Below are 12,476 nucleotides of genomic sequence, written 5' to 3'. Positions count from 1 at the left end.
TCTACGTCACGTATTCTGGACTCTGATGCCTGCAGGTTTTCTGCCGCAGTATCAAGGTTTGCTATAGTATGCTCAAGCCTGTTCTGGATAGCACCAAGATTTGCTCTCTGTGTTGATACAGTACCTATAGCTGTGTTAATAGTAGTAATAGCTGCCTGAGCAGTAGCAGTAGTACTTGCGACCATAACACTCACTGCAAGTGCACTTGCATCCATAGGATCAATTGTAAGTGTTATAGATTCTCCATTATTTGCTCCAATAAGGAATGTTGCAGTATTACCGGCAGAAATACTGCCATCCAGCAAGTTTTTTGTATTGAATTGGGTTTTATCTGCTATCCTCTTAACTTCAGACCCCAACTGCTTCAATTCGGCTTCAATATTTTCCCTGTCTACAGTAACATAAGTATCATTTGAAGATTGAACAGCAAGTTCTCTCATTCTCTGAAGGATTGAATGAGTTTCATTTAAAGCACCTTCTGCCGTCTGGATAAGGGATATACCGTCCTGAGCATTTCTTGATGCCTGGTTCAAACCTCTGATCTGACCTCTCATCTTTTCAGAAATTGCAAGACCTGCTGCATCGTCTCCTGCCCTGTTGATTCTGAAGCCTGATGAAAGCTTTTCAAGTGATTTACCCTGCTCTGCTGAATTTGTCTTTAACTGCCTGTGGGCGTTTAACGCCATTAAGTTGTTATTGATTCTCATAAAATCTCCTCCTTGATTAGATTGGTTCCCGGCATCCATGCCTGGAAAAGGAAAACAGGAAAAAATTTACTCCTGGCCGGCTGATGAGTAAATTTTTTCTTATTGTATAAAATATATCGGAAAACCTATAAGATTACTTAATAGGATTTTATTTTTTGTCACCTAAATACTTAAACCAGTCCTTTGTGGCCTCACCTATACTTCCTGCATCCCACACAGGGGCCTTCTTCCAAAGCTCAATGTTCTCTAGTACCTTCCTCACACCCTCTTCAAAAGATATCTTTGCCTTCCACCCAAGCTCATTCTGTATTTTCGTAACATCGGCAAAAGTACAATCCGGCTCTCCTGGTCTCTTAGGTATGTAGGATTTTTCTCCTTCCAGAAGTTCAACAAGATGGTTTATCGAATAAGTACCTCCACTGCCTACATTGAATATTTGATTTGTTACATCCGATTTTGCCGCTGTAACTAACGCATCAGCAATATCAGTTACATAGGTAAAGTCCCTTGTCTGATTACCGTCACCAACTATTGTGAAAGGCTTTCCTGCAAGCTTTTGGGCAAGAAACACCCCAAGTACTGCACCATATGTCCCCGAAGTTCTTGATCTTGGACCGTATACATTAAAAAATCTTAATGACACAACAGGCAGTTTATAGACCTGTCCCCAGTGTATCACAAGCTGCTCACCAAGATTCTTTGTAAGGGCATATGGATATTGTGGCCTTATTTCTGCAGTCTCCGGTGTCGGATAAATATCTGGAATTCCGTAGCATGATGAAGATGCAGCGTATATGAACCTTTTGACTCCTGCTTCTTTTGCGGCCTGCAATACAGAAAAGGTACCGTCTACATTTGACCTGAAATATTGCTCAGGCATCTGTATTGATGGCACTATATCTGCCAAAGCTGCCAGGTGGAAAACCCAGTCTGTTTGTTCAAAATATTGTGTTACTGCTTTAAAATCTGTTATATCTTCAATAATAATTTTTAGGTTCGGATTGTTCTTTTGGTGCTGCAGATTTTCCGGCCTGCCTGTACTCAAATTATCAATTACTGTTACAGAGTGCCCCTCCGAAAGAAGCCTGTCTACCAAATGTGAGCCAATAAATCCACATCCTCCTGTTACTATTAAGTTCACGGTTTTACCTACCTTTCGTGCTATTTTTTATCGTATCCATTAACTAAATACATTTTTTACCATACTAACGTACTGTTGTCCCCTACCAAAAGCTTCAACTAATTTCTTAGACTTGGAAACCTTCTCACTGTTAAGTTCACCATCATTTAAAAGAAGTAAAGCCTCTTCAATAATTTGGGGAATTCTTATGTCAATGTCACCTGTTATAGCCTGTAAATGTTTTAGCAATTGAACTGCTATATCCCAATGCCCCTTCGGACAACCTTCTGTTTCTATTTTTAAAACTATTTGCCTAAAATCGGATGCCATTGTCAGTAACTTTTCATTACTCTCTTTAGCCCTTTCACTTTCTTTTATACCAGTAATAAATAATAAATGCCGCTTAGAATAAAATTGCTTTAAAACATTTTCATTTGTATTATAGTCAGTATCCTTATACCATGAGTAATTTGTAAACATATCCGGTGAACTGCCTAAAAATTTAAAATTATCTCCAAATTCATTAATACAATCAGCAATGCTAAACGAGTTAAAGCATATTGCAGGGTTAATTAGGGTATCTATTACCCAATCATCAATTGGCCTAGTAGCATAGCTTAGGGAGGACAAGTGTGTTAAAAAAGCATTTGATAAAATTCTTATTTTATCCTCAAACTCATTGACTTTTTTAATAAGTTTCCATGCAACAAGTCTTTTCAAATATTCAAAAAAAAGGCTGATTTCATCGGCACAGGTAACAACTAGCACCCCACCATTGCTCACTACATCAGATAACCTTTCAATCACTTTATTCCTATGCAAAAGCCCGGATATAAACCCCTCAGCTATCACAATATCATACTTTTGTTCAGGACAATAATCCTCAATGACAGTATTATGAAGTTTCCATCTTGCTTTTTCTATGTTTCGCTGATGAAATAAATGCATAATCTCTTCTTGTCCCTTGGGATTTGGTTCCACAAGATCTAGTCTTGCCCCCATTTTAAGGAAATATAAAGAATTATATCCCCCTCCAGGACCTACCTCAAGCATTCTCTTACCATTAAATACAAATGGAGGTATTCCTAAAGAACGATAAAGTCCTTCACGTCTCATATAATGCTGTGTAATATCACTAATGTCCTGACGCACTGGTGAAACATTATGTTCCCCATAAAAATAAATGTATGGATTATCTGAGGTATTACTTTTATCCATTTAAAAAATCCTTCCTTCAAAGTTTGAGTAGAGTATTGCCCAGCAATGTAAAGTTTACATAAACAATCAATACATACATAACTATTAATTATTGAGGTCTTTGCTCTAATAATAATTTACCATACTGTTTTCTAGAATTCCCAGGGAGTCCCTTTTAATACAGAGATCATATAAAACAAAAAGACTTTATCGCTTATTTTTATTTTATTATTGTGTATAAAATTAGTGATAGACTCAATTATTTTATTATCTTTTTCAAAATCAATAGATTTACGTATACCATTTAACGAGTCAGTTATTATTTGCAAAACATCCTTCGATGTGTGTTCATATAAGCCACAGCATATTATGCAAAAAAATAAAGTATTATAGGAAATTAATTCTTTAAAGAAATTTTCGCTGATATCAATAGTGCTTTCAGATACTGATAAATCTACTATTTCATTATCTGGGGAGTTAATATCTATATCAGGTTCAAAAGTAAAAAAATCATTCTCTAACGAGTAAATTTTTTTATTTATATCTTTATCTTTAAAGTGTTTGAAATCATACATATCAAGTGAAGAAAAATATTTAAAGTTATAATTCTGAATTAGTGTCTTTAGCATTAATGTATGGTTGCTAAAAGTCAAATGAATATAAATTTTCCCTACTATTGTCTCACTACCGATCCCAGATAAATCCGAAAGGTTTTTTATTAAATTGCTTCGCCCCCCAATAATGTCCAGGCCTGATTCATCAATGAAGTATATGTAATCATTAACAAGATAATTATAACATCTATACCAAATAAAAATTGCATAGCGAATATTAGAAATTACAGCTATCCTATCTAAAGAACCTCTATGTTTATCTTTAATATCCTGTACTGCATAATACAGCGTCTCTATCGAAAATTCTTGCCCGGAAACATTATAGTCGTAAACTATATAATCATTGTTTTCAAAATCAACTAAAGCTTTCTCATACCCACAATTATCCTTAACATCATACCGAAAGGATATTAGTACATTAGCCATAAATTTCACCTCACTCCAGTAAGAAACTATTCTTCTTGATAAACGTACTGCCAACGCGAGTATATGGGAAACAGCATTCTCCCTTGTTGTTGCTAAATAACCGATAGAACTTATCCAGTAATTCAATATCATCCTGAGTTTCAACCCAAGTACCACTTATCCTTCTATGCATTTCTATTGTGAAATCAAGGATTTCTTCAGGAGAATTTTGGACAACTTCTATTCCCAACTTACGGTAGTTCTCAGTATGATTTCCCCAATTATGCATTTGTGAAACCAAAAGTTCTTTAAATGTCAGGAACCTTTTTTCTTCAGAATACCAACATTTTTTATATATCACAGGCAAAATATTTTCAAATCCGGATGGAATAACAACTGGATTAGGGGAAAACACTACTGGTATCATATTTGTCATTAAGCAAGGTTTGTTAAAAATAGTTGAGACATGACTTATGCCTGTGCCACTTCCCAGAAACAAACTACACTTTGCACTTAAATATATATCCCCAAAATCAGATCTGTACTCTGATGCATAATCAATTATTTTTGAGCTGCCAAATTCAATAGATTTGCTTACTTTTTGGCCCATTCTGATACAATAGTATCCCTGTTGTACAAGATAATTGATAGCCGGCAAATAATTTTCAATATCACTGTCCCTATAATCATGATATGACCAATCCACTTTAGAGTTCAAGTAGTCCAAATACGCACTATCTCTATTATGAAAACATACAAAAGGCTTATCAGGCTCAATACCCATATCCTGCAGGAGTCGCCTACCTTTTGTTTCCTCTTCAGGGGTAAACCATAATTGTGGGGGAGCATTAAAGAATTCACTAGTGTTCCTAAGCCAAGAATAAAATAAGGGTGAGTTATCTATACTCCATAAATCAGGATCATTTTTAGCCAATTCAATAATTACTGCAAAAAACGTTCTGTTTATTACAGGAATCCGCCTTTTAACCATCTCAAACAATTGGAGATTACTTACCTCACCAATGAAATTATTATCAACAAGTACTACAAGCTCTTTCCGTGCTTTGTATTCTTCAAGATGGTGATAGTGGTATCTCAGAAAATCCTCTGTATTGAGCGCCAGATGCCCTATCCTATAGGTTACCATTGGAACTATATAAATTTTATTGGCATACTTTCTGATAATCCTATTTATTTTACCTGAATCTATTGATATTAGCTCTGAAACGCTTAATACCTTTAGTTCCTCAAAAATTAAGTTCAGTTCTAAATAGCTATCTACCACGTCAATCCTCCTTAATAAGCTTTTTTCCTGTTGTATTGCTCCAAAAGTTATGCATAATATTACTTATAGAGTTAAAACAAAAACCTGTCCGATTAGTAAATTTGCTGCCATCAAGATAAGTTTTTAGAGTCCTTTTATCAAAAAACTTAAATTTCTCCATGTCTAATACATCAATCATTACATTTAATCTGGATTGTAGAATAAAAAGCCTCGCAAGTTCATCTCTCAGGAAAAATTCCGGATTGCTTAGATGATACACTCCCTCTAAATCCTTCTCCAATGCTATAAGTATCCCCTTCGCAACGTCTTCGACATCTGTAGGAGAGAATATCTGTCCCCTTATACATTTTATCGGAAGTTTTTTTTCAATATTGTTATACCAGTCATAGAATAAGTGCCCTTTAGCCACTTTCGATGATACTACCATACTTAACCGGAAAATAAGATGTTTCGGATAAAATGAGAGTATATGGGTTTCTACCTTAACTTTCTGTTTCCCATATTCATTAACGGGATTAACTCTATCATTCTCATTATAGTAGCCTTTTTCCCCATCAAATACAGCCTCTGATGAAAGGAATACAACTTTAAATCCCATCCTAGACAAGCTATCTACAGTTTTAATTGTCTTTGTAACATTAAGCATTTCACTTAACTCTAAATTCATTTTACATTTATCTATCTTAGGTATGGCAGAACAAATAATACAATATAAAGATTCCTTCACTGAAACAAACCAATCCGGAATAACATCCTCAATATCATGCGTAAATAAATCAAAGTATAAAAGCTCATCATCTTTAGAGCTATATCTTGTTCCTAGCACACAATGGCCTTGTTGTTTAGCATAAAAATAGACTTCTCTTCCGATAAAGCTGGATGCCCCAATAACTAAAATCCTCATTCTAAACCCTCAATTAGTAATTAATTTAATGATACGCCAATTATATTTTCAACCTTATGCATAATTGAAACTAAGCAGTTTTTTATAGAATTTCTATCCAAATCCTTCCTATTTACTAATACATCAAGGTTGAATTGCTCGAACCTTTTTCTCCAGTATTCTGAATAATCAAGTATTTTAACCGTCCTTTGATAATATCCGTTCGCTCTTTCAATATCTCCTTCAAGCATGTTTGCTACATAAAGAAACACTGTCATTCCTGCATCAAAAGGATACGCCATAGAAGCTGCATTAACCCAATTAGAAAATTTGTCGATGCTTCCTTCTCTCAAATTCTTATTATTAATAAAATTGGTTATAAACCCAAACACAAACCATATCTCATCTAATTGTTCCTTTGAAACAATAAAATTCTTATCTAAATCAAATATATCCAATCCGCTGGCAATTTCCTTATTTTTCTTTTTATAGTAGCCCTCTATCGCTTTATTAGGGATGTAATAATCAGGTTTTTCCCTACACCTTTCATCACCAATTGATTCAAAACTATCAAAAGCATCCGCACCTTTCAAAGGCTGGCATATATAAAAACCTGACCAATCAAGCTTCATTCTGTTTGAAAAAATAAAGGTATCGAGCATCTGACTAAAGGTTTCATCAGGAAAACCTATTATATAGTTCCCTGCAGTAAAAATCTTTGGATAGTTATTTATAAGCTTCGACGCTCTAAGAAGGCTTTCTATTGTCGCAGGTTTTCTAATTTTCTTAAGTACTTCAACATTGCCACTCTCAATACCGAGCTTAAATCCTACACACCCTGATTCTGACATTGCTTTTAGCATAGTATCATCTAAAGAGGCTGCTATCAGCCCATTATTAGCATACCACTTGAGGTCTAACTTTTCCTCCTTCATCCTCTCAAAGAGATGTATACACCTTGCTCTATCAGCAAGCAAGTCATCATCAAGCCAATCAAAATGCTGCAAACTCTTTTTTTCTTTTAGATATTTTAGTTCGCTTATTATAGATTCAACACTGCGACTCCTGATTTTTTTACCAAGAAGAGTCCGGACAGAACAAAATGTGCAGTGTCCCCTACATCCCCTATTCATCGAAACAGATGTAAATACATTATCCATGCCAATTATCCTGGAAAACTGGTTAAGCGAGCCATATTTGCAGTATTGAGAAATATCAATTAACTCGTATGAATTGCTGATATCTAAATCGATATCAGATTCATTTGAGTCAAAAGTTATTCCCTCACTTACCCTTATTTCATTTTTTACTTTAAAATATATCCCATCCGTTGTTTGCACATGCTGCCCCAGTGAAAAAAGCTGATTTACAAGGTATCTGATTTTTGATTCTCCATCATGTACCATCGCGAAATGACACAGCCCCTTATTCAATAAATCCTTATGCTCAAACGTTACATGTGGCCCACCTGACAAAACACAATATTCCTCCATGCCAATAACATATGCCATTACATTTTCGTAGACATGGCTGATATGTGAAAACATACAGCTTACACCAATAACAGAAGGTTTAAAGCTACGAACTGACTCATCAATAATCTCTTTCCAGCACTCATCATTGTATTCTTCAGCGTCAATAGCTCTCCTCAGAATTTCAAAATTCAAGTCACATATCCGTATATCAATATCAAAATCCTTTAGCGCTGAAGAAAGAAAAAGAAGTCCTGTAGGAGGGTAGATATAATATCCCCTCTTTTTCGCAATTTCCATACTAAAATTTCTTGTATCAAACTGGGGAGGGTTTATAAATAATATCCTATTATTACTTATATATTTTTTAGATACACTTGCACAATACTCTTCGAATATCATATCTCTCTGCTCCATAAAAATATTCCTTGTTGATAGCAGTAAACTATACTCAAAAATATTAGTTCAGGTTTTTCATAAACATATCAATTTTGTTATGCTCACCGCATTGAGGTGCCCAATCTGGAAAAATACTGTCATTATTTCCAGTAAATGGCCCATTAGTAATTTCATGAAATACTACCAACTCACTGGTAGGAACTATCGTATGCCAAATATTTCTTTCAATTCTAAAAACAATATTTTCATTTACACTCATATTGATTTTGTCAATTACTTCACCATTGTCATTGAATATAAAAACAACCAGAGCACCTTCAATCAACTGGAAGGACTCTGACTTGAATTCATGCTTGTGGGGCCTGATATAGTTACCTCTTCTATGAACTATAATCATTTGGTGAAGCAAATCATCATTCCCATTATGGATACATATTCTTGCACTCTTCCCTGGATTGGTCGTTACAAAGTTTTTTAGTTCCTCGAAATCTCCATACTTAAAGCTTTTTACTCTTCCAGAAGAAAGCTTTACTAGATTTCCTCTCAAAATTACCACCCCTACGTGTCTTTACTTACCACACTTACTATAATTTAAAATAACAAAAACTATGCTTTAGTATTAGCTTGAAGTGTTACTTCCTATAGATTTTTTATTATCTTAAGTATTCTCAATAAATAAGGAATTTCTAAAATCCTTAGGAAATAGCTCAATGAACTTTCCACCTAGCTCAGTATACTTTTTATGCTTATCTAGAATGCCAACCTCATTCTCTTTATTGTTAAGTGGAGATATAATACAATAATCGGGCTTGTTTTCTTTATATAAAGCCTCGGATGAAAGAATAGGAATCTTTGATCCCGGAAGAAAAAGTCCAATTTTTTTAGGGTTATCATCAACAATATAATCTATATGTCTATATGCACCTGATATGTTGAGCAGGCAGCTCCCCTTGCTTCCTGCACCATATGCTGCAATACTCCCGCCATTATCCTTGATACTACCTAAATATGAATTTAAAGTATCTATATTACCCCTTGCCTTTTTTCTAAAGCATTGTGCTAAATCATTTCTATTCACAATATTATTTTTTTGCTCATTTAGCTTAACAAACAATAGTAAAGACCCACATGAAAACGAAATAATATGATGCTCCTCAACAAATAATCCACATCTATTAAACACCCTCGAGATCGTTTCCAGACAAAAATAATTTACATGTTGCTCCCACAGGGAAGTAAAGTCTCCTTTTTCAGATATTACTTCAAAACTCGGGATTTCAACAACAAAAATTGAATCCTTTGTAATAATAGAACAAATACTGGTAACAAATTTTTCAATATCCCATACATGTTCAATAACATGCCTACAAATAATTGCCCGAGGCTCTGCATAGTTCGATTTAATTATTTCGGCAACTGTATTATCGTAGTAACTGTTAATCGTGTGAATGCCGTTGCTATTCGCAATATCTGAACAGTCTTTGGCAGGCTCAACTCCAAGTAAATTATGATAGCCCTCATCATAAAACATTTTTAAAAAGTATCCATCATTACTACCAATTTCTACAATAAAATCGTCCTTACTACTCAAATGCTCACACATTATCTTTTTACACAGCCATTTCAAGTGTAATGCCGGATAGTAGGAGGTAGGCCAGTTGTAGTTACCGTACAATTCCTCAGATGGCATGGGTTCAGCAAAAAAAACAAATCCGCATTCCGCACAATAGCTTAATCTCATGTCTTGCGTATATACTTCCTCACTTACAGAAGACATCAAATGGAATGAATTTGGCATATTCCCTAATTCCATAAATATATAAATTTCATTACTGCTACAAACCCTACATTTACCCATTATTTTGCAACCCGTTTCTAACATGTTATTCAGCATTAATGTTCACCACCATTTAAAGGATTATCTACTCAAAAAAAATATAGCTGTAGTCTCCTGTATATCCCCACTCTTTATATAGCCATTCCCATTCTTGTGGTTTATAAAAACTCTCACAAGTCAGCTGCCAGTATAATAAATTGGCCTTTTCCCTCTCATCTCTGTAGGATTCGACCATAATATAGCTTTGCCCTTTTGAAACCCGCTGAATCTCCTTAACAGCTTTTTTAAGGTCAAAAACATATAAATTATGCAATGTTCCAATAGAATATACAAAATCAAAATATTTATCTACATACTCTAAATTCTGGGCAAGACCCTGCTGTATGAACGGTTTTACTTCATCTTTCGCGTTATCAATTGCATACCGGGAAATATCTACTCCTGCAATTTGCAAACCGGGTACTACCTGCGTTAGCTCGTACAAAAGAAAACCCTTGCCACAACCCACATCAAGAATTTTTTGCCCTGGTTTGAGATTATAATGCTCTGCCATTTCCTCAGCTACAGCTCTCCAACGTCCATCATACCGGTAACCCCCATAGCCAAACTTTCTATCCCCATCCCAATAATCATAATCAAATTTCTTAGCAATGGAAGCACACTCTGCTTTGTCTGCGCTTGTAACCCTTTCTATATAATCTCTCTGTGTTTTATTATGAAGCTTAGAAATAAAATCTATATAGGCCATATTACCACCTTCAATATATCAGTTTTATTTATTTCTTCCTACTTATTACTTCACGTATCTTGCTCTTTATATCTTCCTTAGAAAGACGATTTAAACTTTTTAGGTATTGGTGGGAACCATAACCCTTGCAAAAACTATCTTTAAGCCCCATTCTTTCAAACACAATGGAAGAACAACCACCTTCCAACAGTGTTTCTGCCACTGCACTTCCAAGTCCGCCATTTATATTATGCTCTTCTACAGTAATAACCCTTCCCGTTTCTTCTGCAGCCTTTAAGATAATTTCTTTATCCAGTGGCTTTATTGTGTGAATATTTATCACCCGAACAGAAATTTCTTCTTCACGAAGCTCGCTCGCCGCTTGCAGGACATCATAAGCAATTGAACCTGTGGTAATTATCGCCAAGTCGAGGCCATTTAGCAGTCTGACTCCTTTACCTACAATGAAATCATAATCTGAATTATAGATTTCTGGTTCTTTATTAGTGCCTAAACGGATGTAAACAGGGCCTTTCATCTTAGCTGCTTCAATTGTAGCCTTTCTTACTTCCATTGGGCTTGCTGGGGAAAATATTGTTAGATTGGGAAGTACTCTCATAAGTGTAATGTCTTCTGTTGCATGATGTGTTGGTCCTAAAGTACTATATGAGAAACCTGCACCAGTTCCTACAAGTTTAACATTTTGGTTTTGCAAACATACATCATTTCGTACAAACTCGAAAGCTCTCATAGTAAGAAAACCTGAAATTGTGTATGCAAAAGGTATCTTTCCACAACTTGCAAGGCCTGCAGCAGCTGCTACCATATTAGCTTCTGATATGCCAAAATTGAAATAATTATCCGGAAATTCGGCTCTATACCAGTCATAAACAATAGCTCCATTATCAGAAATAAGAGCAAGAATATCTTTATTCGCTTTTGTCAGATGATGTAATGCAGATAAGTATGCAGTTCTCATTAACTATTCAGCTCCTCTGCAGTAATTTCCAATTCTCTATAAACAATCTGCATCTCTTCTTGATTGGGAAGACGGTTATGCCATATAGGTATATTTTCCATAAAAGAAAGTCCTTTTCCCTTAATTGTATGTGCTATTATTAAGCATGGCTTTGAATCGAAAGCCCTAACCTTTCCAAACACCTCCAGCAACTGAGGTATATTGTGTCCGTCAACCTCTATCACGTCCCATCCAAAGGCTCTCCATTTATCTGAAAAAGGTTCCATCTCCATTATATTCTTAAGCTCATCCATCGCCTGCAGCTTGTTATTGTCAACTATTGCAGTCAAATTTCCAAGCTTATGATGTGCTGCAAAAAGTGCAGCCTCCCATACCGAACCTTCCTGGCACTCACCATCACCAAGAAGAGTATATACCCTATACCCCTCATTATTTATCCTACCTGCAAGAGCAACACCTGTTCCGAAAAGCAATCCATGCCCCAATGCTCCTGTTGAAGCCTCTACGCCCGGAATCTCAAGCATATTGGGATGACCGCCAAGGATAGATCCTTCCTGGCAATAAGAATATAATAACTCCTCGTTGAAAAAACCAGCTTTAGCCAATACCGCATATAATGCACTACCTGCATGCCCTTTGCTCAAAATAAACCTATCTCTCCATGAAGCCAGTGGATTTCCAGGATCATACTTCATTATGCTGCTAAAATACAATACAGTAAGAATTTCAATAGTAGAAAAGGCAGGAGCTATGTGCCCGCCCCCAGCTCTGTATATCATCTTAAATATTTTTTTCCTAAGATCTTTGGCAATATTCAGCAAATCGGCTTTTTGACAACTCATAATAACCAC

At 35.5% G+C, this 12,476-nt stretch carries 12 protein-coding genes; all 12 read right to left on the bottom strand.

Annotated elements, in window-relative coordinates:
- Positions 1-707 (bottom strand): flagellin (locus N3I35_07490; protein ID MCX8129924.1); only part of this gene is annotated, 707 nt, incomplete at its 3' end.
- A 148-nt stretch (positions 708-855) separates the two neighbouring features.
- Positions 856-1,848: an SDR family oxidoreductase gene (locus tag N3I35_07485; GenBank protein MCX8129923.1), complete on the bottom strand. Its 993-nt coding sequence runs from the start codon at positions 1,846-1,848 to the stop codon at positions 856-858.
- A 39-nt stretch (positions 1,849-1,887) separates the two neighbouring features.
- Positions 1,888-3,045: a class I SAM-dependent methyltransferase gene (locus N3I35_07480; GenBank protein MCX8129922.1), complete on the bottom strand. Its 1,158-nt coding sequence runs from the start codon at positions 3,043-3,045 to the stop codon at positions 1,888-1,890.
- A gap of 131 nt (positions 3,046-3,176) precedes the next feature.
- On the bottom strand, positions 3,177-4,064 hold the full coding sequence (locus tag N3I35_07475; GenBank protein ID MCX8129921.1) for a hypothetical protein: 888 nt from the start codon (positions 4,062-4,064) through the stop codon (positions 3,177-3,179).
- Positions 4,065-4,074: 10 nt separating this feature from the next.
- On the bottom strand, positions 4,075-5,328 hold the full coding sequence (locus tag N3I35_07470) for a TIGR04372 family glycosyltransferase (protein MCX8129920.1): 1,254 nt from the start codon (positions 5,326-5,328) through the stop codon (positions 4,075-4,077).
- A 1-nt stretch (position 5,329) separates the two neighbouring features.
- The gene (locus tag N3I35_07465) at positions 5,330-6,232 is read right to left on the bottom strand and encodes a sugar nucleotide-binding protein (protein MCX8129919.1); all 903 of its coding nucleotides are present in this window, start codon (positions 6,230-6,232) and stop codon (positions 5,330-5,332) included.
- 20 nt (positions 6,233-6,252) lie between these two features.
- Positions 6,253-8,085, bottom strand: coding sequence for a radical SAM protein (locus N3I35_07460; GenBank protein MCX8129918.1), 1,833 nt, complete (start codon positions 8,083-8,085; stop codon positions 6,253-6,255).
- 58 nt (positions 8,086-8,143) lie between these two features.
- Entirely contained in the window at positions 8,144-8,629 is a 486-nt protein-coding gene (locus N3I35_07455; GenBank protein MCX8129917.1) for a WbuC family cupin fold metalloprotein, read from the bottom strand.
- Positions 8,630-8,740: 111 nt separating this feature from the next.
- Positions 8,741-9,940 carry a class I SAM-dependent methyltransferase gene (locus N3I35_07450; protein MCX8129916.1) on the bottom strand — a complete coding sequence of 400 codons (1,200 nt, stop codon included), beginning with the start codon at positions 9,938-9,940 and terminating at the stop codon, positions 8,741-8,743.
- A 64-nt stretch (positions 9,941-10,004) separates the two neighbouring features.
- Positions 10,005-10,667, bottom strand: coding sequence for a class I SAM-dependent methyltransferase (locus tag N3I35_07445; GenBank protein MCX8129915.1), 663 nt, complete (start codon positions 10,665-10,667; stop codon positions 10,005-10,007).
- Between the two features lie 28 nt (positions 10,668-10,695).
- Positions 10,696-11,625, bottom strand: a complete 930-nt coding sequence (locus N3I35_07440) for a transketolase (GenBank protein MCX8129914.1) — start codon at positions 11,623-11,625, stop codon at positions 10,696-10,698.
- The gene (locus N3I35_07435) at positions 11,625-12,467 is read right to left on the bottom strand and encodes a transketolase (protein ID MCX8129913.1); all 843 of its coding nucleotides are present in this window, start codon (positions 12,465-12,467) and stop codon (positions 11,625-11,627) included. The genes N3I35_07440 and N3I35_07435 overlap by 1 nt, the downstream gene beginning before the upstream one ends.
- Between the last annotated feature and the right edge of the window lie 9 nt (positions 12,468-12,476).

The organism is Clostridia bacterium (genome assembly GCA_026414765.1).
Taxonomy (GTDB): Bacteria; Bacillota; Clostridia; order Acetivibrionales; family DSM-27016; genus SKW86.
This window is presented reverse-complemented; position numbering and strand designations above follow the sequence as displayed.